Source organism: Desulfurobacterium indicum (genome assembly GCF_001968985.1).
Taxonomy (GTDB): domain Bacteria; phylum Aquificota; class Aquificia; order Desulfurobacteriales; family Desulfurobacteriaceae; genus Desulfurobacterium_A; species Desulfurobacterium_A indicum.
This window is the reverse complement of sequence record NZ_MOEN01000006.1, coordinates 20270-44922: the sequence shown is the minus strand read 5'-3', so window position 1 is coordinate 44922 and position 24653 is coordinate 20270. Positions and strand designations below refer to the sequence as shown.

The following is a 24653-nucleotide window of genomic DNA, read 5'->3' as shown; positions in this document are numbered from 1 at the left end:
ATCAATGAAAGAGGAAAAATAGTAAGTATCTTTAAACACAGACCACGTTACCCGGAGGAAACGTTGAAAAAGCTTTTACCGGTCATTGCCGTATTGCTTCCAATAACAGCATACGGACTGACAATGGAAGAAGCGGTGAACACCGCACTCAAAAATAACCCTGACATTCTTATCACACAAACAAAGATCCGTTCTGCCAAATTGAACGTTAAAAGCAAAAAAAGAGGAAATTTCGGAAAATTCATACTGAAAGGAAGCTACACAAGATACAACATACCGAGAACTCTCACTCCTATAGTTCCCCCTATTCTGTCTCCGGTGCCTTCGGACAGAGACATAGGAAGCCTTGGAATAGCCTATACGGTAAATATATTCTCCGGATTCTCAAAAATTGAAGATGTCAAAATAGCAAACCTCGAGAAGAAACTTGCAGAAGATTACCTTCAGCTCTCAAAATCTCAGATTGCTTACAACGTTCGCTCAATATACCTGAAAATTCTATCCTTAAAAGAAAACAGGAACGCCCTATCATCATATATAAATGCTCTCAATACTTTAAAAAAAGAGATACAGGTAGGTATAAAAACAGGAAAGAGACCTGAAATAGACCTATTAAAAGTCGAAACAGAGATAGAAAAAATCAATACTGAAATAGAGACTATAAACGGAAACATCAAAACCTTACGTTCTGCACTTGCCTTTTTAATGGGCAAAAAAAATATAGGAGAACTTGAACCGATTAATGGCGAACCCAAAGAGACTCCCGACACAAATCTATCTGAAAACATCAGAGTAAAAATAGCCCGTCTCCAGATGGAAAAGAGTAAAAAACTTACAAAAAAACTAAAATCTTCTTACTTCCCATCAGTTAATCTCGACGCTTACTACGGTAGAAACTACGGAGCAGGAGAAAGTGCCGAACTCTGGCAGGTAGGAATAAGCTTCAACTGGCTACTATTCGATTTCGGCAGCAGAGAAGCAAAGCTGGAAATGGCAAAAGAAGGAGTGCTCTCATCAAAAATCGAAATAGAAAAAGAGAAACTATTTCTACAGAAAAATTTAACAGAAGCACTGGCAAAAATAGAAACGGCAAAAGAGAAAATAAGAGGAACAGAAAAAGAGCTGGAACTTGCCAGAAAAGTTAAAGAAATAGAAAAAGTAAGGTATGACACGGGAGCCGGAACGATATACGATCTCTTAAATGCAGAAGCAAGATTTGAAAGTGCAAAAAGCCGTCTGATATCGGCAAAATATGATCTAATTGACGCAATATATTATCTGAAGTTCGTCAAAGGCGAGGTGAAATAATGAGAAAAATCTTAACCATTGCTGTAGTGGCAGCAGTCGTATTTGCAGGAATAAGACTGGTAAAAAAAAGAAAGGCTGAAATGGAAGCAGCCTCTCTACCGACTATTCCTTCAATTATCGTTAAAACTGTCCTTCCAGAAAAAGGAAACGTAACTGAAACTGCCCTATTCACAGGAAAAGCTTTGAGAGAAAATACCGTTCTCGTTTCGACAAAACTTTCTGGATACATAGACAAAGTTTACGTCTCTGAGAACCAGAAAGTCCATAAAGGAATGCTGCTGGCAAAAATAGACGGAAGTGAAATTGAAAGCAGTATAAAGCAACTAAGAGAAAACCTGAAAGCCGCAGAAAAATCACTGGAAGCGCTCAAACTATCTCTGAAAGCCGCTCAAACAGAAAAGAAATTTGCAGAGGACAAATACAAAAGAATAAAAGCACTATACAAAGCCGGAGGAGCATCAAAAGAACAGCTTGAAGGAGCCGAAACAGAACTAAAACTTAAAACCATAAAAGTGGAAAGTGCCCAAAAAGCGATTGAAGCAAAACATAACGAAATATCAGGATTAAAAGAAGCTATAAAAGGGAAAGAGAGTCTGTTAAATTACACAACCATAACATCTCCGGTTAACGGAATTGTGGGAAGGGTCTTCATCAGGGAAGGCAACCTTGCAGTTCCGGGTAAGCCTATACTTTCAATACTTACAGGTTACGAAAAAATAGTATTCACATTCCCGGACGATATTCACCTAAAGCCGGGACAACCAGTAACGATACCAAAATACGGAACCGGAAAAGTAACAAAGATCTATCCGGAAGCAGAAAACGGATTACCCACCGCCGAAGCGGTACTTGAAAACGGAAAAGAAATCCCCCAGGGCAGTCTTATTAACGTAAAAGTTATCCTTAAAAAAGCACAAGGAACAACTGTTCCGTTAAACGCGTTAGTTCACAGAGATAACGGAACCTTCGTCGTCGTCAAAGAAAACGGACAATCCAGACTCAAAAAAGTAACAGTTGTAGCTGAAGATGACAAAAAAGCCGTTATAAAACCTTCCATAAACGAACCCGTTGCCGTTGGTAGTGAATCAAAACTAATAAGAATCGTGGCAGGTGGTGAGGAATGATCAAGAGCTTACTAAAAAGACCTTACTTTATCTATTCATTTCTGGCAATATTCCTGTTTCTGGGAATATTTGGTTACAACAACATAAACAGAAAGCTTTTCCCCAACTCAAACAGACCAGAAGTAGCCGTCGTAATAGTAGAACCGGGAGCCTCGGCAAAGGAAATCGCATCTAACGTTGTAGTTCCGGTCGAAAGAGAGCTTTACACCCTTGATCGCATAAGACGAGTATACTCAACAACAATTGACGAAGTTACCGTAATACATGCCGAATTCAACTACGGAAAAAACATAGACGCTGCAACAACAGAAGTCACACAGGCTTTGTCAAAAATTAAAAACGACCTTCCGCCTGATATCAGAGAACCTCAGGTTTACAAAATAGATGATACACTAGAGCCGATCGTAGTTATCTCGGTATCATCTAAGAAACTTCCCCTTACTGATGTGAGAGAAATCGCCGAAAATGACATAAAAGATACTCTGCTTAAAATCGACGGCGTTGCTAATGTGGATATTTTCGGTGGATACAAAAAAGAAGTAATGGTCATACCTGACAAGAAAAAACTGGACAAATATGGATTGTCTCCCGCCATGGTTATCGCCGCACTCTCAAAACACGATAGAGACTTTGCCATAGGTTCAATAACGGGAAACTACAGCAAAGTTCTTTTGAAAATAAAAGGGAAAAGAGACATTCTTGATAAAATCAAGAATATCCCAATAATAAAAGATGTAACAATAGGTGATATAGCAAAGGTTTACTTTGGACATTATGAAAACAGCGCTCTCTATTACGGCGACGAAGAACCTGCAATAGCACTTGCCGTTCAGAGAGAAACAAACGCAGATGTCATAAAGACAATAGACAAAGTCGAAAAAATTCTCAAGGTCATAAAGAAAAAATACCCGACGCTCAACTTCCACATAACAGACACACAAAAAGATACGATTCTTCAAAGCACCACTAACATGTTTGAATCTTTAAGAGACGCGATAGTCATGTCCACTATCGTGGTATTTTTCTTCCTTGCAAGCTTCAGGCAGGTGCTTGTCGTCCTGTTTACAATTCCTCTGGTTTATGCAACAACAGTAGCCCTTATGTGGCTAACCGGAATAGAATTTAACGTTGTAACTCTTACAGCCATAATCCTGGCTCTTGGACTCCTTCTTGACGACGCCGTCGTCGTAATGGAAAACATAGAAAGGCACTATAGAGAGCTTAAAAAACCAATAAAGAAAGCTGTAATAGAAGGGACTGAAGAGATAATGTTCTCAGATCTTGCAGGAACAATCACAACAATGGCTGCTCTATTCCCGATTATGTTTGTGGGAGACTATCCACAAACAATATTCAGGCCTCTTGCAGGAACACTACTCCTTGCTCTTGCAGCTTCCTACGCGATATCCATAACAGCCGTTCCTCTGCTGTCACTCAGACTCCTCGCAATAAAAAATCCGCTCATACTAAAAGCAGAAGAGATATTTGAAAGCATAATCTCCAGAATAAACAACGTTTTCAGAATGTTTTTCCACAATCTTGTCAAAAAGGGACTAGAAAATAAAAAGGTTGCAGCAGGATACGTTTTATTCCTGGTATTCCTTTTCGTGATGAGTGTAAAAGGGCTTATGCCTATTGTCGGAAAAGAACTTATGCCACCCATGGACACCGGCATCGTGAAAATCGGAATCACCGTGGACCCTAATCTGAAGATAAAAGACAGTGAAGAAGTGCTTAAAAAAACCATAAAAGCAATATACTCGAGCGGCAAAGTTCTGAGAGTTTCATCATCTATCGGAAGCGAACCTGGAGTCTTATCTATAGGAAGCGGAGGAGGTATAGACTCCATTAGCATCACAGCAACTTACGTAAACCGATTTGAAAGGAAAAAATCAATCTGGCAGATAGAAGACGAGTTAAGAAAGAAAATAGCCAAAATACCTAACATAGAACAATTTACCGTTTCAGACTACGGTGCGACCGCTCTCTCAAGTATCAGAGGAAACATTGACGTTACACTTTACTCATCAAATTTTGATTCTCTGGAAAAAGCAGGGAAAATCGTAGAACAAGCTATATATAAGACAAAAGGCATAACCTGTGTCGCTAAAACATGGAACAAAAACAAAAAAGTTTACGTCCTAAATGTAGATGAAAAGAAAGCAGCAGCATATGGTTTAACACCTGAAGACATAGCCACGCAACTAACAACAGTTCTAAGAGGTATAAAAGCAGCCTCTTTTCCCGTAGTGAATGCAAAAGACTTTACAATAAGAGTATGGCTCGAAAAAACAGACAGAGACTCTATTAAAACACTTGAAAACACCCTGATAAACAGCAAACTGGGTAAAATTCCTCTTTCCACCGTTACAAAGATAAGTTACGTTTACGAACCTAACGTAATAACAAGAGAAGGACTCCAGTACACCCTCGATGTTTACGGATTCAGAAAAAAAGCAGCAATAACCCACATAATGGCAAGTTTCGAAAAAGCATTCAAAGGAAAAAAACTTCCGCCTGATGTAAGAATGGAGCAAACAGGCGATATAAAACAGTTTACAGATTCTGCCAAAAGAATGCTTAAAGCCATAGGTTTTGCTGTTCTACTTATATTCTTTGTCCTTGTTCCCATGTTCAACTCTGTAAAAGCTCCTCTGCTCATTATTGTCTCTATCCCTCTTACGCTTATTGGAGCTGCATGGTCACTGCTTATCTTTGACTACCACATATCAATGCCTGCAATGATGGGATTTGTCCTGTTAAGTGGTATTATTGTTAACAACGCTATACTGCTCATAGACTTTGCACTTAACGGCATCAAAAATGGAATGAGTCCGAAAGAGGCGATCCTTGAAAGTATAAAAATCAGAACAAGACCTGTGCTTATGACCGCTTTTGCAACAACCGCAGGAATGCTTCCTGTCGCAATGGGAAATGCAATAGGACTTGAAAGACTTGCACCACTTGGCGCCGTTGCAATCGGAGGACTTATAGTAGGAACATTTCTTACACTTGTGTTTATTCCTCTTCTATTTGTCTATACTTATGGGAATACAAAACAATCAGAATAACTCAATTCTGCCGGGTCACTTTACCCGGCAGATCTTATCACTTACACCGAATTTTTTAGAGTAAAAGAAGCAATTGGAAACCACTTTCTTAACATAATTCCTTGTTTCATCAAGAGGCAGAAATGTATCAACAAACAACACAAGATCAGTATTAGAATCAACACCGCCGTAAAGCTTTAGAAGCCTCCTGATCCGACCTGGACCTGCATTGTAAGCAGCTGCTGCAAGCGGAAGCGAACCAAACTGCCTTATTAATTTCTTTATGTAGAAAGTTCCATAAGAAATATTAGTTTTAATATCGTATAGATTAGAAACATTAAAGTTATCACCTTTTATAAACGCTATATGCCTTCCCGTAAAAGGCATTATCTGCATATAACCTATAGCACCGCTTCTTGAAAAAGCCCCCGGATCGAACAGACTCTCCTGCCGTGCAATAGAAAGAGAAACAATATCACCTTTAAAAACCGAAGGGGACGGATAAAGAATCGTGTAAAGAACAGCTTTTTGCCTTTTGGATATTCTGCCACCCAGCGTTTTTGAAGCAAACCTTATGGCGTCTTTATATCTTTTTGCAAGATAACACGCAACAGCAGCATCAAAAGGAGAAAACCGGGAAAAATCCACAAAATTCAACAAAAAATATCTTCTTCTTTTTAAAATAAATCTTAACCCCTCGTCATTTACCATTGAAATAGAAGGTTTTAAGAAGGTCACTTTCGGCTTTCTACCGGTCAAAACAAAGGAGTAGAAATTATTTCCATTCAAGTTCACTCGCTTATCGAAAACGGCTAATTCTATAGCCGCAGCTAAACCTTCAGCAGAAGGTGTGTGCATACTGTTTAAGATAGACAGAGCATTTTTGAACTGACCTACATTAACGTAATATTTGGCAAGATACTCTTTATATAAAACAGCATCAAAACTTTTAACGCTATCCAGAGCAAGTTTAAAAAGAGAAAGATTGGAAACAAGCAGTTTGTTAAGCGTAATTCTCGCACCGGAAAATTTAAAACTTCTCCTCGCATTAGAATCCAAAAGTTCCTGCAACAGTTCGATTTTCACAAAGGGATCCTTTTCAAGAATAAGACGGAAAAACAGTGCCTCAGGAATGGAAGAATTTTTAAAACAGAAAAGTGCTTCTTTACGCCTTCCCGTTTTATACAGAATTACACCTTTAAAATAAAGGTAAAATTTATTTTCCGGAGGAAGCAAAGATAAATAAAATTTCGCAATGTCAAAGTTCCTGTTTTTCATTGCAAACCAAATTTTATTTGCAATTATAGTCTGATTTTCTGTTAGGAAAGTAGTGTCACCAGCGTTAGCAACGATAATCTGCTCATCGTAACTGTTTGTTCTGGAAAAAACCTTTTTATAAAGTTCTCGTGCCTTTATCTCCAATCCACGTTTTCTATAAATCTCTGCAAGCTTAACCTTATAATAATCAGAAATTTCAGAAAATCCAACATCGGCAAAATCGGAATAGTTACCGGTTTCACTAATAGAATCGATAAACATCTCTTTAACAGTTCTCTTAAACGGAGAATCTGGATATTTCTGAAGAAATACAAGATAAGAAACCGGAGAGGAGAAATTAAGTCGGGAAAAATCTTCGACCTCTTCCCTTGTCATGGCTGACACCAAAGAAGAAAAAAAGAGAAAAAATAGAAGTATAATTACAGAAAACCTTTTCATATCATATATTATATCAGCTAAAAACTTCATAAGGAGACAAAATGTTAAATTTTGAAATATTGGCAAGTGATGGAAAGGCAAGAACTGGTATCTTAAAAGGAACTCACGGACAGACGGAAACTCCATGTTTTATGCCGGTAGCAACGGCAGGAGCAATAAAAGGGGTGAGATGGGAAGAAGTAAAAAGCTCCGGTTACTCCATGGTTCTTTCCAACATATACCATCTTTACCTAAGACCCGGCACAGAACTGATTGAAAATGTCGGAGGTATTCATAAATTTGTCGGCTGGGACGGTCTTATACTCACCGATAGCGGTGGATTCCAGGTTTTCAGCTTGGGCGATCTGATGAAACTTACTGAAGAAGGTGTCTATTTCCGCTCCCATATTGACGGTTCCAAACATTTCTTCTCACCGGAACTTGTTATCGAATATGAAGAGAAAATCGGCGTTGATATCGGAATGGTTCTTGACGAATGCACACCTTATCCTGCAACGAGAGAATATGCAAAACATTCCCTTGAAAGAACCTACCGCTGGGCAAAAAGAAGCATCGAAGCACGAACAAGCGATAAAACAGCCATTTTTGGTATCGTTCAGGGCGGAACATTTGACGATTTAAGGATATTAAGCGCAAAACTGACTTCAGACCTTCCTTTTGACGGCGTTGCAATAGGCGGACTCAGCGTTGGCGAACCAAAAGAAGATATGTATAGAATCACATCTCTCATAGCCCCTCTCTTACCGTATGAAAAACCGAGATACCTGATGGGAGTCGGAAAACCTGAAGATATAATCGTTGCCGTTGAACACGGTGTTGATATGTTTGACTGTGTAATGCCAACAAGAAACGCGAGAAACGGAACCTTGTTTACATGGAATGGAAAACTCAACATAAAAAGTGCAAAATACAAAAGCGACGAAAGGCCTGTTGACGAAAACTGTGACTGCTACACCTGCAGAAACTTCTCGAGGGCTTATTTAAGGCACCTGTTCGCCTCAAAAGAGATAAATGCCCTGATACTCAACTCAATACATAACCTTCACTTCTACGCACAATTGATGGAGAAAACGAGAGAAGCCATTAAAAATAAACAATTCAAAGAATTCAAAAAAGAATTCTTTTCAAAATACAAAACAGATGAAGAAAGTTTCTACTACCTTACCTGAGATATTATCCAGTCTGGACGGTTGGTAGAGAGTGAATCCACTCCGAGGGATTTAAACTCCTTTGCAAGATAAGGATTATCCACCGTCCAGACATTCCAGAAAAGCCCTGCAGACTTAAAGAAAGTTGTAGCTTCTCTTCCGTGTTTTAAACTGGGGCATGTTGAAACACCATCAAGGGAAGCGCTTTTCACCATTGAAACGATATCTTCGTAAATTCCATCTCTATTAGGAACGTTATAACCGTAATCAACTATAAACAAAACTCTGTTACGAAGAAAAAACTCCTTCAACCGCTTAACAACTTCAAAATCAAAACTGAAAAACAGGAAATCTTTTGAAAAAGAAAGGCTTTTTGAAAGAGCAATAAGATGAGAAATTATTTCTACATCTGTTTTAATCTCAATATAAAGCTCTTTATCACCAAACAGTTTAATTACATCTTTTAAACGCGGAATTCTTTCTCCCTTAAATTCAGGAGCAAAATACGAACCTACATCAACAGTCTTCAAAGAATCATAAGAAACTTTAGAAACATCTAAGCTCTTATCCCCCGTCCTATCAGTGGTCTTATCATGAATAACTATTATTTCACCATCTTTAGAAAGTCTAACATCCATCTCAATGCCATCAGCGTCCATTTGAAAAGCCAGATTAAAGGCAGAAATCGTATTTTCAGGAGAATAAAAAGATGCTCCCCGATGAGCTATTATTTTCAATTTTCCCTCTTCCCCGAAATGGTGCCCACGGGCGGAGTTGAACCGCCGACCTCACCCTTACCAAGGGTGCGCTCTAACCTCCTGAGCCACGTGGGCAGAAAAATCATAGGGAAAAATATATGATTGAATGGTAAAAAGGCAAGGGGAAAACCCCTTTACCTTAAACGCCCTTCTTATTCTTTATAAGTTCTTTCAAATAGTTAATCCATTCGCCAAGCCCTTCGCCTGTTACCGTTGAAATTGTGAAAATTTTAAGTTTTGGATTAAGAGAAAGAGCTTCCTTTTTCACCTTTTCAACATCAAAATCAAAATGGGGAAGAAGATCTATTTTCGTAATGATAAAAACGTCAGACGTGGTAAAAGCTTTCGGATACTTCGCCGGTTTGTCAGGACCTTCCGGAACAGATACCAGAACAACTCTCACATGCTCGCCAAGGTCAAAAGAGCTTGGACAAACAAGGTTACCGACATTCTCTATAAAAAGAACATCAAGCTCTTTCCCTTCAAGTTGATGTTCAAGAGCGTGAAACCCCTTATGAACAAGAGGAGCTTCAAGATGGCAGGCACCACCGGTAGTAAGCTGAACAGCATAAGCCCCTTTAGCTCTTACTCTCTCGGCATCTCTCTCTGTTTCAATATCTCCTTCAAGAACACCTATTGTAAATTCATCTTTCAACTTTTCTATTGTCTTTTCAAGGAGTGTCGTTTTTCCTGAACCCGGAGAACTTATAAGGTTAATGGCAAGAAGATTTTTCTCATCAAAATGCTTTCTATTTTCTTCCGCATACTTATCATTCTGTTTAAAAAGACTCTCTTCAAGCTTTACAGTCTTAACATTTTCATGTTCATGCGTATGTTCATGATCATGTTCATGAGACGGTGTGCCGCATCCACAAACATCACACATAATAACCTCCTAAACATCAATCTCTATATCAACAACTTCCAACTCTTCACCTGAAAGCATCATAACATTTAGAGAACCGCACTTTGGACACTCAGGAAAATAAGCATTATCAACTTCAAACTCCTCTCCGCAATCAAAACATCTGTAAATAGCAGGAACTTCCACTATTTCCAGAACTGCGTCTTTCATATAAGGATATTCACTTTTGAGAGAATCAAAAGCAAAAACAAAAGAATCTATCACAACGCCTGCCAGCTTCCCTATTTTTACTCTAACTTTAAGAACTTTTTTCGCATTCTCTTTTTCTGCAACCTTCACGATATTATCAAACATTCCCATTACAAGTGAGGTTTCATGCATTATCCAGACTCCTGATCCATAAATTCAAGAAGCTCGTCTAACGCCTCCCATATATCATTAGCCGCCTCTTCACTAATAACTTCAATGGCACTACCAACATGAACCATCACATAATCACCAACTTTAACATCTTCTTCAGGTATAAGCATCAAGTTTATGTTTCTCTTAACACCTTTTGCCTCTGCAACTGCCATAGGATAGTTTATTTCCACTATCCTCATAGGAACACCTACACACATACTAAACCTCCTTCTTATCCCTTTCCCACCATATCTTTTCTTCACTATCTAACTTTTTAGGCTTTACTTCTACTCCAAGAGCTTTAAGTTCTTCTATCACCAACTTCTCAACATCTTTAAGTTTCTCTTTTAAAATAGGTGAAAGCTCTGTATCAGGATCAAGAGATGCAGGAACAATGCCAATAAGCTTAACATACTCAGGACATGAGCCCTTTATATCGTTTAAAAGTAGAACTTCCTGCAATCCTATCTGATGAGGTGAAAGTTTAAGAGGAAGATTATCTATGTAAAAATCCTCCTTATCATAAGTATAGATGGAACCAGGTTCTGCATCAACGGCAACAACATCAATTATTATGAGTTTTTTTATGTAATCTATCAAAGGTGAAAGAAAAATCCCAGCCGTCCCACCGTCTATAAGTTCAACATTCTCTGGAACATCATACCGCCTTTTAAAATACTCTATGAAATGAACACCAAACCCCTCATCACCAAGAAGTATATTTCCTACACCCATTATACCTATTTTTTCCATAACCTCTCCTTTCATACTGATAATCTCACCAAAAGACCTTCTGATCCTCTGGTAAAATCACCATAAAAAAATAAGGGGGAGAAAATCTCCCCCTTATTATATACCACTTTTAGTAATCAGTGATGATCCTTCGGGAAAAACTTATATCCTGAGAAGATAGAAGAAATAAGCCCTTCAGGATTCCTGATATCGTTCCAGGAAGCAATGTAGATGTGAACAAGTGCAAAGATCGCGAAATACCAGTTGAGAATATGATGGATAAATCTTGCCGTCTGCTGAGTTCCAAAAATTGAACCAAGGCTCACGAAGAAACTGCTTTCAGGATAAAGCAGATAGAAACCTGTAATAAACTGAACAACAGCAAGAAGAATAGTCATAACGTATGACATACCTGCCATAGCGTTATGGCCTGTTCTGTGTTCGTGGCTGTCAGTAAGATAAGCGTAGTAAAAAGCAGTTGTAAACATGTTTTTAATATTCCTTGGCGTAATTGGAGCAAAATCCCAAACTTTTTCGTTTTTATTGCCAAAGAACCACAGGTAAATTCTTGTAATAACAGCCATTGTAAAGAGCATTCCTGCAACATAGTGGATATACCTCATCAGAGCCATTGTCCACTGATGGCTCCCTTCCATCCATGTATTTGTCCAGGGCCAGTCAATGTAAAGGCCTGTGGCAATAAGAACAAAGATGGAAAGAGCAAACACCCAGTGGTAAACCCTGAGCAGGACGCTCCAGACATAGACTTTTTCATAATCTTTTCCGTGACCTGCCATTAGTTCCCTCCTTGAGGAAATTAAGGGGGCTTAAAGCCCCCAAACATTACAGAGCTTTAACTTTAACGATTTCCTTACCTTCAGGATCAATCATGTGAACAGCACATGCAATACATGGGTCAAATGAGTGAACAGTTCTTAAAACTTCAAGCGGCTTCTCTGGTTCAACAACTGGATTACCGATAAGAGCAGTTTCATAAGGACCTCTCTGCCCTTTGCTGTCTCTTGGACCAGCATTCCAGGTAGAAGGAACAACTTCCTGATAGTTCTTCATTATTCCGCCATTGTGAACAACAGACCAGTGAGAAAGAACTCCACGTGGTGCTTCATGGAAACCGCAACCTCTTATTTCTCCCTGCGGATAGGATGGTGGATTGAAGATCTCAAGATCGCCCCTTCCAATGTTGTCAACAAGCTGCTCCCACTGCTTCATGGCAAGATCTGCCATCATTGCAGCTCTGATCGCTCTTGCAAGGTGACGGCCTGGCGTTGACTTGAGGTTTTCGATAGTAACCTTTGTTCCAGCCATGCTGCTGAGCTGATTCAGTGCGTAGTCAGCCCATTTCCTGGTAAGCTTGTGTCCCTGAAGATATCCTGCAAGAACCTGAGAAAGAGGACCAACTTCCATAGGAACATATTCGCCGTTAACTTTGAATCTTGGAGCTTTTGACCATGAATATTTACCATTTTCATCAACAGTTCCGTCAGGCTTAAGACCTGTGTACTTAGGAACTGTCTCTTCTTCCCATGGATGCCTTGTCCAGTCACCGTCATACCAGGCGTGAGTAATGTTCTCATAAACATTGTTAATGAAGTATGGATCGTAGAAACTCTTAATAGGTGTAACCTTATTGTTAATTACTGTTCCACCTGGAAGATCGAATGTCTCACCTTTCGTATCCTGAGGAAGCTCAGGAACAGCAAGGTAGTACTCACCTGTCTTACCGTAAGCGAGCCAGTCTTTGTAGAAAGACGCAATAGCAATAACATCAGGAAGGTAACAATTTTGAACAAAGTCTCTAACATCATCAAGAAGTGTCTTAATATATTCAAGTCTCTCCATGTTAAGTGTAGCAACGTTATCAGGATTAATAGCAGTAGATACACCTCCAACAGCAAGGTTCTGGATGTGTGGGTTCTTACCACCGAGAATAGCAATTGCCTGACATGCCTTTCTCTGGAAGTCAAGAGCCTGGAGATAGTGAGTAACCGCAATGAGGTTTACTTCCGGTGGAAGAATCATTGCTGGATGTCCCCAATAACCTGTAGCAAATATACCGAGTTGCCCTGAAGCTACAAATTTCTTGAGTTTCTCCTGAACTGCCCTAAATACAGAATCACCGTTAAGCTTCCAGTTCTGATAGCTGTCTGCTATTGCTGCAGCTTTTTTAGGGTCTGCTTTGAGAGCTGAAACAATATCAACCCAGTCAAGAGCAGAAAGATGATAAAAGTGAACGATATGATCCTGAAGTGCGTGAGAAGCAATAATAAGGTTCCTTACCATCTGAGCGTTGTAAGGAATTTCAAGCTTAAGAGCATTTTCAACAGACCTCACAGATGCAATAGCGTGAACTGTTGTACAAACACCACATGTCCTTTGAGCAAACATCCAGGCATCATCTGCCTTTCTTCCGATAATAATATTTTCAAGACCTCTCCACATCTGAGCAGAAGAAACGGCATCTTTAATTCTGCCATTTTCCACCTCAACCTCTATACGTAAGTGACCCTCAATTCTCGTAATAGGGTCAACAACTACTCTCTTCGCCATAGTTTAACCTCCGTCTGGGGTTTTGTTATTGAAAATTATTCTTCCTCTTTTTTACCTTTCGCAAGGCTTTTAGCTACACCGATACCAGCATGAATAGCAAGAGCTGCTGCCGTAATACCAAGAGCTTTCTTACCAATATCTGTAGCATTTGCAATTATTCCACCATTAACAGGCAAACTGATACCTGGGAGTCTCTCATGGAACGGTGTCATAGTATCCCAGAAGTTCGGTTCTGTACATCCGTAACAACCGTTACCAACAGAAACAGGCCATACTTCAACATCGTTAAATCTGATTATTGAACAGTTAGAAAATGTTTCTGGAGCTTTACATCCCATCTTATAGAGACAGTAACCAAGCCTGTGTCCCTCATCACCAAACTGCTCAACATATCTTCCTTCGTCAAAGTGAGGTCTTCTTTCACACTGGTCGTGAATTCTCCTTCCATAACCAAAGAGTGGCCTTCCGTAAATATCTGTTGGTGGAAGCTTCTTAAACGTAAGGAAGTAGAGAACCGTTGAAAGGAAGTTATATGGGTTTGGAGGACAACCTGGAACATTCACAATAGGCTTATCCTTAATAATATCACCGGTACCAACTGCTTTTGTAGGATTTGGCCTTGCAGCCGGAATACCACCGTAAGCAGAACACGTTCCTATGTTGATAATAGCAAGAGCATTTTTAGCAGCTCTCTTAAGATTATGCATAGCAGAATGACCACCGATCATACAAAAATCTTCGTAGTCACCTGTCGGTATAGAACCTTCAACCACAAGAATGTAGTTTGGCTCTTCGATAGCTTTTTCAAAAGCTTCTTCTGCCTGAGGTCCAGCACCTGCCATAAGTGTTTCATGATACTGAAGATCGATAAGGTCAAGTATTAAGGCAGCAAGGTCAGGGTGAGAAGCTCTCAAAAGAGACTCAGAACATCCTGTACACTCCTGAAAATGAAGCCAAACAACTCTCGGTCTTTTCGGATCTTCTGCAGCCTCAGCTACCTTTGATACCATTTCCATTGGAAGCCCCATAGCCGCTGTGGCTATAGCACAAGCACGCAAGAAACCACGACGGGAGATCGTTCCTGGGAATCCCCCCGTGAACATGTTTCTGTCCATGTTTAAACCCTCCTTTTCTTGGATTGGACATTACTATAATGTGATTATAAAAGTCTCTTTCGGGCAAGTCAATACTTTCTTATATAAGTGGTATCTAATATAGATTTGGTGCTACTCCAGTTTTACTTTCACTTAAGAAAGTTACATCTTTTTCTTAATCTCTTTTTTTATTGATTTATTGATTAGTGTTTTATTCAGCAAACCTTATATTGAAAATTAAACTAATTGACATGTGCTGATACAGAATATATACTACTTATTAAGATATTCGTCTAAACAAATAAAAGGGAGGTCGATATGAGAAGGGCCCTAAAGACGTGCACCCTTGTTACTGCCGGCTTTATATTAATTGCGGGTGCCGGGCATGCAGCTGTTAGAAGAAGCCTGTTTTCCGATGCAGAAAACAGGTATGCAGACCACACCGAAGTATTTAAAATGCTGGGAAGAACAAAATACGAAGGTGCTAAAAGCTGTCTTCCCTGTCACAAAAAAGAGGTTGAAGATGTATTCCATTCATATCACTTTCAGATGAGCAACGTTGAAAACGATGTCGTAAATCTGAAAAACCCGAAAGGGGGTGGAAAACACAACTATAACGACTACTGTATGTCCATATTTTTCAATGGTCATACAGTCAACTGGATCGGAAAAGTAATGCTTTAAAAAGCACCTCCTGGATATGAAGACAAAATAAACGGAAAATTACTCATGAGCGGTTGCTCCATGTGCCACGGCGTAAGCATGGGGAAACCGAGTAGACCTGATATGACGTTTGAAGAAGCAGCAGCCGATATTGATTGTCTCGTCTGTCACCTTGCAGGATACGGAGGCGGAAAAGGTGTCAAAACCGGCTTGAAAGTTCCCGTCAACGAAAATGGCACATGGCATTATGAAGCAAAAATTAACCTTCAGGAAATCGCATCAAAAATACAGGCAAAACCTTCTAAAGATGTATGCCTCTTGTGTCACGCCTTTTCCGGAGGCGGTGACGGCGTCAAACGTCCAAACCTTTCTTCTGCTCTATTCACAAAGAAAGTAACAAAAGATATCGATGTCCATATGGCAGCAGGTATGGACTGTGTTGACTGTCACGCTTTTCGAAATCATAAAGTGGGAACTGTCGGTGTTGACACTTTTTCAAGAGAAGCAAAACCGGTTTCATGTACTGACTGCCACAAGCATCCCCACAAAGGTTTAACAGGCTGGTTTATAGAACATTTCCACACAAAACATATCGCCTGTCAAACATGCCATATACCCGTGATACATAAAAGCGAACTCCATAGAGACTGGAGAAAAATTGAGTTTGAGGGCGTTAAATGGGGAGAAGAGAGGGAGATTAAAGAGAACATAATCCCTGCATACAGATGGTGGAACGGAAAAAGAAAACTTTATCTTCCGGCTATAGATGGAAAACTTAACCAGGCAAAACTTGAAAAACCTGACGAAGGTGTCGAAGGTGTATTAGGCAAAATTACTTTCACAGAACCTGTAGGTAACATGGAAGACGGGAAAATTTACCCATTTAAATATCACTACGCCATTGTTCCATATGATACAAAACACAACGTCCCCATACCTATAAAAGTAGGGATTATCTTTGCAACAGGAGATAGGGACAAAGCGATAAAAGCAGGAGCAAAAGCGGCAGGACTTTACTGGGACGGCAAAAGCTTTGTTGAAATTTCAAGATACTTCCAGCTTAATCATGGAGTCCTACCTAAAGAAAAAGCTTTACATTGTCTTGACTGTCACGGTCCGTGGTGGTCAGAACACAGACTACCACTTGTAGAGCTTGGTTACGGCCACTTCCCCGCAATAGCATTCGGACTAGGAATGATATTTACACCTATAATTCTTGCCGGTGGTGCCTATTACATATACAGGAAGAAAAAGAGTTAAACAACCTTTCTGATTTTCAAGTGGGGAGAGAAAATCTCCCCACTTTCAAACGAAACAGTCAACTTTTATCTCAAATTTTCATATATTTAATCAAAAACGGAAAAATACAAACTGGAGGAATAAAATGGTTGACATCGGAAAAACTGCTCTGGATTTCTGCCTTAAAAATGATGAAGGGAAAGAAGTATGCCTTAAAGATTTTAAAGGAAAATGGATAGTTCTTTACTTTTATCCTAAAGATAACACCCCAGGATGCACCAAAGAGGCAGAAGATTTCACAGAAAAACTAAAAGAGTTTGAAAAGCTTAATGCAGTAGTAATTGGAGTAAGCCCAGATTCTGTTGAAAGTCACAAAAAATTTAAAGAAAAGAAAAATTTAAAAGTCACTCTTTTGAGTGACCCTGAAAAGGAAATTATAAAAGCTTATGATGCATGGAAGCTGAAAAAAAGATTTGGTAAAGAATACTACGGAGTTGTAAGGACAACTTATTTAATAGACCCTGAAGGAAAAGTGGCACATGTGTGGAAGAATGTTAGAGTTAAAGGACACGTTGATAAAGTTTTAGAAACATTAAAGAAATTAAAAGAAAAATAAAAAGCCCTCCCCGAAGGGAGGGTTCCAGAAGAAAAGGAGGGAGGTTCCGCAGGATTAAAAGTTCCAGTGGAGACCCATGGAAATGCTATTTTGAGCATTTTTAGCTTCATAAGTTGGGTATGCATTTGATGTATCTTCAACTTTAAAGTCACCTTCAAATGCATGAACGTAAGCTACGTTAATCGTAAAGTGTTCACTAACTTTATAACCTGCACCAATGGTAATATGCGTTTCTGTGATTACCGGGAATCCAAGAGCGTTCATAACTCCAATAAAATATTCATTAAAGGGAGCAGCTAAATCTGGAACTGTTATAGTTGGAGCATCATTTGAAGCAGCAGAAACATCATCTAAAGGACTTTTAGCATAATTAAAACCGGCTCTTAAAGTTAAAGCCTCTGTAGCCTTATACTCAGCACCTAAAGCATAAACAATCTGATTGTTCCAGCCAAACTGTTTGTATCCGTCAGCATCAGCCCAGTTAATCCATCTAACATCAAAACCAACTTTTAATCCATCTATAGGCTTAACACCAACACCAGCTGCCACTTCCTGAGGTTGTTCAAGCTTCATATCTTCATAAACGCCATCTCCATTTGAATCGTAAACTCTCTTATAAGTCATACTTACAGGACTCATGTAAGAAAAACCTAAACTTAACATGTCCGTTTCATAAGCTAAACCTATATTTCCACCAATACCAAAGTCTTGAGAATATCCATCTCCCATATCAAGAGAGCCCCACGTCAAGTGAAGAGCAGCACCCATAGAAAGATTGTCACTAATTTTATAGGAAACTGCAGGCATCATTCTCATGAATGAAAAGTTTGTATTCATATTCATAAGCATCCCGGTAGAATCTGCATTTCTATAATCTGTTCCCATACCGGAAACTCCAAAAGCTCCAAGACCCACAACAACTTTCTCATTTAGACGCTGAGTAATTGAAAACTCAGGAATAACAAATGTATCGGCTTTACTTGTTGCTTCAACTGTCCCAAGAGGTGTAGTTGCAGAAGCTTTCACATCAGGCAGAAAAAGTGTTGAACCAAAGCTAACTTCAAAATTTTTAGATTTTGACATCCATGCAGGGTTTCTGTAGAGAGCATCTGTAGCACATATCGGCATACCTACACCGATACCACCCATCGCCCTTGATACAGGTGACACTCCAATCATGTCATCACCGTTAGTAGCAAATGCCTTTTGGGACATTCCCCCCGCTACTACAGCTACTGCAAGCAGTGTTAGAAGTTTTTTTCTCATGTTTCCCTCCAGAAAGTTAAGTTTTAAAGTCCCCCAATAGGGGGACATTTATTAAGCTTTACCTGTCATTACGTATCTTTCCATGTAAGGCATAAAGTATTTAATAATCTGTGGCAAATAGCCTGACATATAGTTTTTCATCACTTCTGGCATTAAATCTGGCATCTGCTCTTTCAAAAAGTCAGGCATCGGTATTCTCTCTTCCATACCTTTAAGGAATATCGGCAGAAGTTTTGGCATCATCTCATCAAGCATTGACGGAAAGAGCTTTGGCATCATCGGTTTCATTGCTGCAAACATCGCCTTCCTTACAGGCATTGGAGCAGACATCATAAACTTCATCATACCTCTATATGGCTCAGGCATCGCATCTATCATCTCAGGAAGATAATCAGCCATGAATCTTGCCATACCAGGAGGATCCATTATCGCTATCATAGCCTCAAAGGTTCCCCAGAGCTCTCTTACCCATGGCTCGGGATCTTTTAGCTTATAACCTTTCGCTTCTGCGAGAATATAAGCAAGGTCTTTTATCTGAAGATCTGGAAGCTTTCCTTTTTCAACAAGATAATCTCTATCAACTCTCATCTTAAATTCACAACATGGACATATAGTTGTCAGAGTATCCGCTCCAGCATCGGTTGCCTCTTTAAGTTTTTTAAGACCAATTTTATGGGCAACTTCAGGATTTTTAACAAGCGTTCCAGCACCACCACAACAGAGAGTTTTATCCCTATTATGTTTCATTTCAACAAGCTTAATTCCCGGAACGGCTTTCAAAAGCTCCCTTGGTGGTTCTGTAACCGGAACACTTCTTCCAAGTTTACAAGTATCGTGATAAGTGATAGTATCAACTCCCTCTGGCTTATTTTCAAATGTAAGTCTTCCATCTTTAACAGCATCGGCAAGAAGTTCTGTAAAGTGTTTTATTTCAAACGGATAATCAACACCTTTTTTCTCGGCTATCTCCTGGTAGTAAATCTTCCATGTTTTATAACAGGAAGGACAGGAAGTAACAATCGTTTTAATTCCCATCTCTTTTGCAAGCTTTGTATGGTGGTCAAACATTCTTTCAACAAGATCCGTCCTTCCTGCAACAACCATAGGAATACCACAGCACGCTTCCTGCTTACCAAAATTTGTAAACTTAATACCGGCATCCTTCATAAGGCGCATAGCACCTATACCAACATCATTTTCAACAAAAGCAGCAGTACAACCTGCAAAGTAGAGAATATCCGTCTTCCCTTTATTCTCTTCCATATACTCTTTTAAATCATCTGGAATCCATTTATCTCTATCTTTTGAAGGTCCTGCCCAGATGTTGTTTTGCTGTTTTAAACCTGCTGCCATAACTTCAAGGGCTGGAAAAGCAGAAAACTTATCTTTAAGGACAAACTTTCCCCTCAACCTATCCCATGCATGGAGTATGGGGAGGTCTATCTGACATTCAATATCACAGAAGTTACACAAAGTACAACCGAGGAAAATGTCAACAAGCTCCTGACTCTCTTCAAGCCTTCCTTCAACAAGCTCTCTTAAGAATATCCATTTACTTCTTGGAGTAGTAGCTTCCCATTTATACCCCCCATACTGGGTACAGCTATCAACACAGTAACCGCACTGGGTACATGAGTAAGCATACCAGAGAATATCTCCGGGAAATCCTTTCTTATCTTCAAAATGTTCTTTTAAATCACATTTACTTGACATGTTTGCGAGAATCTTTGTAATAGGTTCTGTTGCATTTGCAAGTGCCATTATCTTTGCAGGCTTACCTGCTTGAACAACTTTATAAGGGTTCATCAGGGACTTTGGATCAACCTGCTTCTTAAATTTCCTTAATTTCTGAATCCTCTCCTTACCAAAAATTTGCTCGGCTTCATGGGCAAAGTAATAACCGGGAGTAATAGCTCTACCGCCTAAAGACTTACCTATCTTGGAAACGGTAACTCCGAGACTTGAAACGAATTGAAAATCTTTTTTTCTCATATCGTGAGGAATGAAACCGAGAAGAATAACCGTTCCCCCCTTAACCGTAAATCCTTCAAAAACAACAGGGTGTTTAATCTCTTTTTTTATTCTTTTAAGAAATTCAGCAACATTTTTAGCAGGAAGAACAACCTCAGCTGGAACAACGGTAGGACCAAGTCTTTTAACCTTCATCGGCTTAAACCTTTCTTCCCACTCATGCTCGGCTATCTCTTCAGACTGAACTTCTCCTTTAAAGTTTTTAACCATATAATCAACTGCCGCTTCTACCTCTTTCTCTCTTGAAGCTGGATAAGCAAGTATCAACATATATTTCTCAGGAAGAGTTGGTCTGTGTTCCGGCTCTGGATGTCCGTGAGGAGCTGGCGGTGGGAAGATATTTTTAACGTGGCACGCTTCAGGATTTATAAAAGAAACACTCCATACAGGAACATTATTATCAAACAGGAAATTAATGGCGCTACCTATACCGTCTTCATCATCGAAAGCAACTATTTTTATCTTTTCTTCTTCAAGTGGTCTAACCTTAATCGTAACTTCCGTAATAATCCCTGTAATACCTTCAGCATCGGCAATATAATCAAGAAGTTCCTGCCCTTGAAAAACCCTTACCTCTCCATTGGGAAGGACCACTTTCGCAGATACAACATTCTCTTTAAACCATCCATACTCGTAACTTCCTATACCTGCTCCACCTTGAGCAAGCCATCCACCAACTGTTGAAGACGGGTAACTTGAAGGGTAGAGTCTTAATGTTAAACCTCTCGCCTTAAGTTCCTCATCAAGGTCCTTCCAGACAACCGCAGGCTGAACAGTAGCAGTCAGGTTTTCTTTATCAATGTTTATTATCTCTTTCATCCAGGCAAGGTCGGCAACGACCGTATCTTCCGTAACCGGCAAAACACCACCATAACCTGATGAAGCTTTGGCTCTCGGAACAATATGAAAACCATATTTCTTAGAAAGTTCTATCAGCTTTTTAGCATCATCCTCTGAAAGAATCCTCACAATGGCATCAGGCTCCCTTATACCCATCATTTTCTTTACCGGCGGGGGAAACTCACCAAGATCATGGCCATAAGCAATCTTATTTAATTTGTCATTCGTGAAGTTTTCCTTGAAGGTCTCCTTCAAAACTGAGATGTAACTCATCTCTTCCTCCTTTTTACTTTAAGCGTTTTAAAACCTTAAGAGCTTCTTCAAGCTCCCGTTTTTTTCCAGGATGTATAATGCCTTCTTTAACAAAACAGTGTTTCAAATAGGACCCCATAACGGCAACAGAAAGAGATTCTATGGCACTTTTAACAGCTGAAAGTTGAATAAGTACATCCTCGCAGTGCTCCCCCTCTTCTATCATCCTTTGAAGTCCCCTGATCTGTCCTTCTATTCTTTTTAATCGTTGGATTACTTTTTTCTTTTCTTCCTTTATGTCAGACTCTATCATACTTTTCCTCCGACTTATATACCCTACGGGGTATAGTATAATGACGGCTAAATAAAATGTCAAGTATATAAAGACAATAATCAACTTTGAATGTTTGATTAAAGTCAAGGAAGTTAACACTTTTTCTCTCTATTTTTTATGAAAAATTTTTTTCAAAGGAGAAAAGAATGATAATAGCAATACCTACAGATATTCCTGGAGAAAAGCTTCTAACAACTTTTGGAACATCCCCAGCATTTTTGAAGATCAACACTGAAACAGGAGAAAAGGAAATTATTAGAAATATCTATGCATGTGGTGGATGCAGTAGTGGATGTACGGAAGGTAAAAATACAGCGGATCTGCTGTATGAAAATGGAGTAGAAGGATTACTTACGAAAGAAATAGCAGAATCACCCTTCATAAAACTTTTAATGAAGAAGATCACAGTCTATAGAATACCTCCAGAGGTAAATACAATAGAAGAAGCGGTGGAACTTTTTATTAAAGGAAAAATTAAAATATCCTATTCCCACTTTTAAATAAAAGCGGGGAAATTCCCCGCTCAATCATTCTTCAACTTCTACCTTTACCTCTTCGCTGTGCCAGAGACCGTGAAGGTTACAGTAAGCCTGAGCCGTTAAAACTGCATCTTTTTCAAGCTTTACTTTAAAGGTAACCTCTGATGCGGCAACTTCAGGTTCAAGAGTAGCTCTTCCTACTATGAAGTTATCAGCCCAGAGAGAGATAAACTGAATCCAGTGCTCTTTTGTGTTCGGATGAGCAATATCCTTTCCAACTACAACCTTAACATCAAACCATTCACCTTTCTTTACTTTCGCAGGTGCTTCTATTACAGGGGTATGCTTCCTTTTTCCTTCCGGTTCTGGACCAAAAACCTTCATCTTTCCCTCCTTAAATTGCTGTTTTAATCTGTTATTTAAAATATATACCAAATTAAATTAATTGCAACTGATTTTCATTTATCTGAGCATACCCTGGACAATCACGTCAACAGCTTCATCTTCTGAAAGTCCTCTTGCCATTAGGGTTTCAAGCTGCTTCTTATCAAGACTTCCTATTGCTGCTTCATGGGTAACCTTTGCAGTCTCATTATTAACAACAACAATTGGAACTGCTTTCAAAATGACATCCTTACCTCTTATCACTTCTGAACAGTCTATGTGTCCCCTGCTGTAAGAACCATTTCCGTAAGTCTCACCTATAAATTCTGCATAAGTTTTATCAAGCGCTATGATACGGCTTTTTGAAATTCCCCTTGCTTCTTCACCTTCAAGATTAATAATATCCGTTACCTTTATCTTATCATCCTTCTTACCTAAAAGTTTAGTTTCAAAAACAGCAGTTGCCCTATCACCAACAGTAGCTTTTAAGGTTATTTCCGCATCTCCAACTCTACCTTTTGCCCTTTTGAAAGAAGACATATAGTAAGCTCCCTCTTCTATCTCCGCTTCAGTATAATTCCGCAGAACAATAGAAGAGTTTTCTCCGTAGTAATGTTCATCTTCGTAAATAAATTTTGCATTTTTCTTAACAACAACCTTTGTTCTTGCTCTGTGATTTACTGTCAAACCATCCGCAACAACGCCGTAAACCTTAAACGTAATATCAGCATCTTCACCTACAAGGATCTCTGTTGATATCTCCTGGTCACCGCTTAACTCCCCCATTGTAAAACAGATATTTACCGGTTCTTTAATTTTCGTCCCGGGTTCTATGTAAACTTTGATTTCAGCACCATTATCTGTTTCTTTCGCTTCAAGTCTTATACCCGGTGCAGGTTCCCTGACAAGAACTTTGTTCCTTTCCACCAGAAGACCGAGTCTTTTCTGCTCTATAATCTCAGCAGGAAAACCTATCTGTTTAAACTTAATGGCAAGTGTATTTAAAATGTTTTTATTCATCTTTTCCTCCGAAAAGCTCTGGGTTTCTTATCTCACATTTAAGACAGGCGCTTTTAAACTTTTCTCCTATCTCTCCAGGCTCTCCTGTCTGAACTATACGTCCTTCACACATAAGGGAAGCTCTATCTGAAATTTCTGCTATCTCTTCCCTGTGCGTAATCATCAGAACAGTCGCCCCATTATCCCTCAAAGCTCTTATCATTCCTGCAATATCCTCCATTGAAGCAAAATCTATACCGGAATCAGGCTCATCAAGAATCGCAAGCTTAGGCCTCATAGCAAGAACTGAAGCAAGCTCAACCCTTTTTCTTTCTCCACCTGAAAGAGAAGCATCTACAAATCTTTTAAGGTAAAGTTTAGGTTCTAAACCCACAGCAAGAAGACATTTCTCAACATCAAGTTCTGGATTGTGTCTTCCGGAAATTCTTAGATATTCTTCAACGGTTAATCCTTCAAACCTTGCAGGTTCCTGCCATGCAAGTGTAATCCCAAGTTTTGCCCTTTCATATATTGAAAGGCCGTTAATTATCTTATTCTCAAAAATTATTTCTCCGGATGTCGGAGATTTAAGACCATTTATTCCCATTATTAGAGAAGCTAAAGTTGACTTTCCAGCACCGTTAGGACCCAAAATAGAATGGATCTCTCCTTTATTAATCTTAAGGTTAACCCCTCTCAAAATCGGCTTTCCTTCTATTTCAAGTTTCACATCGTTAAGCGTAAGAATCGGTAGTTCCATCAATCTACCTCCCTCTGGTTTCCAC

At 39.3% G+C, this 24653-nt stretch carries 23 protein-coding genes and 1 tRNA gene; 8 read left to right on the top strand and 16 right to left on the bottom strand.

All coding sequences use genetic code 11. The features are described from left to right. The first annotated feature begins 63 nt into the window (after nucleotides 1-63). The 3 genes from BLW93_RS02620 to BLW93_RS02610 are packed head-to-tail and all read left to right on the top strand — an operon-like array spanning nucleotide 64 to nucleotide 5503. Nucleotides 64-1308, top strand: coding sequence for a TolC family protein (locus BLW93_RS02620; protein ID WP_076712562.1), 1245 nt, complete (start codon nucleotides 64-66; stop codon nucleotides 1306-1308). Beyond that, nucleotides 1308-2432, top strand: coding sequence for an efflux RND transporter periplasmic adaptor subunit (locus BLW93_RS02615; RefSeq protein ID WP_076712561.1), 1125 nt, complete (start codon nucleotides 1308-1310; stop codon nucleotides 2430-2432). The genes BLW93_RS02620 and BLW93_RS02615 overlap by 1 nt, the downstream gene beginning before the upstream one ends. Next, nucleotides 2429-5503 (top strand): efflux RND transporter permease subunit, encoded by a 3075-nt coding sequence (locus BLW93_RS02610; protein ID WP_076712560.1) that lies wholly within the window; start codon nucleotides 2429-2431, stop codon nucleotides 5501-5503. The genes BLW93_RS02615 and BLW93_RS02610 overlap by 4 nt, the downstream gene beginning before the upstream one ends. Before the next feature lie 15 nt (nucleotides 5504-5518). On the opposite strand, the gene BLW93_RS02605 is transcribed toward BLW93_RS02610, so the two are convergent. Continuing rightward, nucleotides 5519-7135: a lytic transglycosylase domain-containing protein gene (locus BLW93_RS02605; protein WP_076712559.1), complete on the bottom strand. Its 1617-nt coding sequence runs from the start codon at nucleotides 7133-7135 to the stop codon at nucleotides 5519-5521. A gap of 104 nt (nucleotides 7136-7239) precedes the next feature. On the opposite strand from BLW93_RS02605, the gene tgt reads away from it, so the two are divergent. Beyond that, nucleotides 7240-8367, top strand: coding sequence for a tRNA guanosine(34) transglycosylase Tgt (tgt, locus tag BLW93_RS02600; protein ID WP_076712558.1), 1128 nt, complete (start codon nucleotides 7240-7242; stop codon nucleotides 8365-8367). Here tgt and BLW93_RS02595 read toward each other — a convergent pair. From BLW93_RS02595 to BLW93_RS02555, 9 genes are all read right to left on the bottom strand, one after another. Continuing rightward, nucleotides 8355-9083, bottom strand: coding sequence for a glycerophosphodiester phosphodiesterase (locus BLW93_RS02595; protein ID WP_076712557.1), 729 nt, complete (start codon nucleotides 9081-9083; stop codon nucleotides 8355-8357). The two genes, tgt and BLW93_RS02595, sit on opposite strands and share 13 nt — an antisense overlap. Before the next feature lie 19 nt (nucleotides 9084-9102). Beyond that, a tRNA-Thr gene (locus tag BLW93_RS02590) sits at nucleotides 9103-9179 on the bottom strand. 64 nt (nucleotides 9180-9243) lie between these two features. Next, on the bottom strand, nucleotides 9244-9990 hold the full coding sequence (gene hypB, locus BLW93_RS02585) for a hydrogenase nickel incorporation protein HypB (RefSeq protein WP_076712556.1): 747 nt from the start codon (nucleotides 9988-9990) through the stop codon (nucleotides 9244-9246). A gap of 9 nt (nucleotides 9991-9999) precedes the next feature. Next, on the bottom strand, nucleotides 10000-10350 hold the full coding sequence (locus BLW93_RS02580) for a hydrogenase maturation nickel metallochaperone HypA/HybF (protein ID WP_076712555.1): 351 nt from the start codon (nucleotides 10348-10350) through the stop codon (nucleotides 10000-10002). Continuing rightward, the gene (locus tag BLW93_RS02575; protein ID WP_076712554.1) at nucleotides 10350-10589 is read right to left on the bottom strand and encodes a HypC/HybG/HupF family hydrogenase formation chaperone; all 240 of its coding nucleotides are present in this window, start codon (nucleotides 10587-10589) and stop codon (nucleotides 10350-10352) included. The genes BLW93_RS02580 and BLW93_RS02575 overlap by 1 nt, the downstream gene beginning before the upstream one ends. 1 nt (nucleotide 10590) lies before the next feature. Then, nucleotides 10591-11124, bottom strand: coding sequence for a HyaD/HybD family hydrogenase maturation endopeptidase (locus BLW93_RS02570; protein ID WP_076712582.1), 534 nt, complete (start codon nucleotides 11122-11124; stop codon nucleotides 10591-10593). Between the two features lie 116 nt (nucleotides 11125-11240). After that, nucleotides 11241-11900 (bottom strand): Ni/Fe-hydrogenase, b-type cytochrome subunit, encoded by a 660-nt coding sequence (gene cybH / locus BLW93_RS02565; RefSeq protein WP_076712553.1) that lies wholly within the window; start codon nucleotides 11898-11900, stop codon nucleotides 11241-11243. Between the two features lie 46 nt (nucleotides 11901-11946). Further along, complete coding sequence (locus BLW93_RS02560; protein ID WP_076712552.1) at nucleotides 11947-13671, bottom strand: nickel-dependent hydrogenase large subunit; 1725 nt, start codon at nucleotides 13669-13671, stop codon at nucleotides 11947-11949. Nucleotides 13672-13706: 35 nt separating this feature from the next. Then, nucleotides 13707-14786, bottom strand: a complete 1080-nt coding sequence (locus tag BLW93_RS02555) for a hydrogenase small subunit (protein ID WP_078058075.1) — start codon at nucleotides 14784-14786, stop codon at nucleotides 13707-13709. Between the two features lie 297 nt (nucleotides 14787-15083). Between BLW93_RS02555 and BLW93_RS02550 the strand changes: the two genes are divergently transcribed. From BLW93_RS02550 to bcp, 3 genes are all read left to right on the top strand, one after another. Continuing rightward, entirely contained in the window at nucleotides 15084-15449 is a 366-nt protein-coding gene (locus BLW93_RS02550; protein WP_076712551.1) for a hypothetical protein, read from the top strand. Between the two features lie 78 nt (nucleotides 15450-15527). Next, nucleotides 15528-16688 (top strand): multiheme c-type cytochrome, encoded by a 1161-nt coding sequence (locus tag BLW93_RS02545; protein ID WP_158025370.1) that lies wholly within the window; start codon nucleotides 15528-15530, stop codon nucleotides 16686-16688. Between the two features lie 124 nt (nucleotides 16689-16812). Continuing rightward, complete coding sequence (bcp, locus tag BLW93_RS02540; protein ID WP_076712549.1) at nucleotides 16813-17283, top strand: thioredoxin-dependent thiol peroxidase; 471 nt, start codon at nucleotides 16813-16815, stop codon at nucleotides 17281-17283. A 54-nt stretch (nucleotides 17284-17337) separates the two neighbouring features. Here the strand turns inward: bcp and BLW93_RS02535 are convergent, their stop codons facing one another. From BLW93_RS02535 to BLW93_RS02525, 3 genes are read right to left on the bottom strand one after another with little or no spacing between them, the layout of a single operon-like run. Next, nucleotides 17338-18549 carry an OmpP1/FadL family transporter gene (locus BLW93_RS02535; protein ID WP_076712548.1) on the bottom strand — a complete coding sequence of 404 codons (1212 nt, stop codon included), beginning with the start codon at nucleotides 18547-18549 and terminating at the stop codon, nucleotides 17338-17340. A 51-nt stretch (nucleotides 18550-18600) separates the two neighbouring features. After that, the gene (locus BLW93_RS02530) at nucleotides 18601-21693 is read right to left on the bottom strand and encodes an FAD-binding and (Fe-S)-binding domain-containing protein (RefSeq protein ID WP_076712547.1); all 3093 of its coding nucleotides are present in this window, start codon (nucleotides 21691-21693) and stop codon (nucleotides 18601-18603) included. Nucleotides 21694-21706: 13 nt separating this feature from the next. Then, nucleotides 21707-21985 (bottom strand): metal-sensitive transcriptional regulator, encoded by a 279-nt coding sequence (locus BLW93_RS02525; RefSeq protein WP_076712546.1) that lies wholly within the window; start codon nucleotides 21983-21985, stop codon nucleotides 21707-21709. A 167-nt stretch (nucleotides 21986-22152) separates the two neighbouring features. Here BLW93_RS02525 and BLW93_RS02520 point away from each other — a divergent pair, with 167 nt between their 5' ends. Next, complete coding sequence (locus BLW93_RS02520) at nucleotides 22153-22506, top strand: NifB/NifX family molybdenum-iron cluster-binding protein (RefSeq protein ID WP_076712545.1); 354 nt, start codon at nucleotides 22153-22155, stop codon at nucleotides 22504-22506. 27 nt (nucleotides 22507-22533) lie between these two features. On the opposite strand, the gene BLW93_RS02515 is transcribed toward BLW93_RS02520, so the two are convergent. The 3 genes from BLW93_RS02515 to BLW93_RS02505 form a co-directional block, all read right to left on the bottom strand. Continuing rightward, nucleotides 22534-22869 carry a class II SORL domain-containing protein gene (locus tag BLW93_RS02515; protein ID WP_076712544.1) on the bottom strand — a complete coding sequence of 112 codons (336 nt, stop codon included), beginning with the start codon at nucleotides 22867-22869 and terminating at the stop codon, nucleotides 22534-22536. A gap of 78 nt (nucleotides 22870-22947) precedes the next feature. Then, nucleotides 22948-23889 (bottom strand): SufB/SufD family protein, encoded by a 942-nt coding sequence (locus tag BLW93_RS02510; RefSeq protein WP_076712543.1) that lies wholly within the window; start codon nucleotides 23887-23889, stop codon nucleotides 22948-22950. Further along, nucleotides 23882-24628 (bottom strand): ABC transporter ATP-binding protein, encoded by a 747-nt coding sequence (locus BLW93_RS02505; RefSeq protein WP_076712542.1) that lies wholly within the window; start codon nucleotides 24626-24628, stop codon nucleotides 23882-23884. The genes BLW93_RS02510 and BLW93_RS02505 overlap by 8 nt, the downstream gene beginning before the upstream one ends. Nucleotides 24629-24653 lie beyond the last annotated feature (25 nt).

Excerpts from the sequence above, each read along its gene's own strand:
- BLW93_RS02615 (WP_076712561.1), top strand. The coding sequence starts at position 1,308 with ATGAGAAAAATCTTAACCATTGCTGTAGTGGCAGCAGTCGTATTTGCA.
- BLW93_RS02610 (WP_076712560.1), top strand. The coding sequence starts at position 2,429 with ATGATCAAGAGCTTACTAAAAAGACCTTACTTTATCTATTCATTTCTG.
- BLW93_RS02605 (WP_076712559.1), bottom strand. The coding sequence starts at position 7,135 with ATGACAAGGGAAGAGGTCGAAGATTTTTCCCGACTTAATTTCTCCTCT.
- tgt (WP_076712558.1), top strand. The coding sequence starts at position 7,240 with ATGTTAAATTTTGAAATATTGGCAAGTGATGGAAAGGCAAGAACTGGT.
- hypB (WP_076712556.1), bottom strand. The coding sequence starts at position 9,990 with ATGTGTGATGTTTGTGGATGCGGCACACCGTCTCATGAACATGATCAT.
- BLW93_RS02580 (WP_076712555.1), bottom strand. The coding sequence starts at position 10,350 with ATGCATGAAACCTCACTTGTAATGGGAATGTTTGATAATATCGTGAAG.
- BLW93_RS02575 (WP_076712554.1), bottom strand. The coding sequence starts at position 10,589 with ATGTGTGTAGGTGTTCCTATGAGGATAGTGGAAATAAACTATCCTATG.
- BLW93_RS02570 (WP_076712582.1), bottom strand. The coding sequence starts at position 11,124 with ATGGAAAAAATAGGTATAATGGGTGTAGGAAATATACTTCTTGGTGAT.
- cybH (WP_076712553.1), bottom strand. The coding sequence starts at position 11,900 with ATGGCAGGTCACGGAAAAGATTATGAAAAAGTCTATGTCTGGAGCGTC.
- BLW93_RS02560 (WP_076712552.1), bottom strand. The coding sequence starts at position 13,671 with ATGGCGAAGAGAGTAGTTGTTGACCCTATTACGAGAATTGAGGGTCAC.
- BLW93_RS02555 (WP_078058075.1), bottom strand. The coding sequence starts at position 14,786 with ATGGACAGAAACATGTTCACGGGGGGATTCCCAGGAACGATCTCCCGT.
- BLW93_RS02550 (WP_076712551.1), top strand. The coding sequence starts at position 15,084 with ATGAGAAGGGCCCTAAAGACGTGCACCCTTGTTACTGCCGGCTTTATA.
- BLW93_RS02545 (WP_158025370.1), top strand. The coding sequence starts at position 15,528 with ATGGGGAAACCGAGTAGACCTGATATGACGTTTGAAGAAGCAGCAGCC.
- bcp (WP_076712549.1), top strand. The coding sequence starts at position 16,813 with ATGGTTGACATCGGAAAAACTGCTCTGGATTTCTGCCTTAAAAATGAT.
- BLW93_RS02535 (WP_076712548.1), bottom strand. The coding sequence starts at position 18,549 with ATGAGAAAAAAACTTCTAACACTGCTTGCAGTAGCTGTAGTAGCGGGG.
- BLW93_RS02530 (WP_076712547.1), bottom strand. The coding sequence starts at position 21,693 with ATGAGTTACATCTCAGTTTTGAAGGAGACCTTCAAGGAAAACTTCACG.
- BLW93_RS02525 (WP_076712546.1), bottom strand. The coding sequence starts at position 21,985 with ATGATAGAGTCTGACATAAAGGAAGAAAAGAAAAAAGTAATCCAACGA.
- BLW93_RS02520 (WP_076712545.1), top strand. The coding sequence starts at position 22,153 with ATGATAATAGCAATACCTACAGATATTCCTGGAGAAAAGCTTCTAACA.
- BLW93_RS02515 (WP_076712544.1), bottom strand. The coding sequence starts at position 22,869 with ATGAAGGTTTTTGGTCCAGAACCGGAAGGAAAAAGGAAGCATACCCCT.
- BLW93_RS02510 (WP_076712543.1), bottom strand. The coding sequence starts at position 23,889 with ATGAATAAAAACATTTTAAATACACTTGCCATTAAGTTTAAACAGATA.
- BLW93_RS02505 (WP_076712542.1), bottom strand. The coding sequence starts at position 24,628 with ATGGAACTACCGATTCTTACGCTTAACGATGTGAAACTTGAAATAGAA.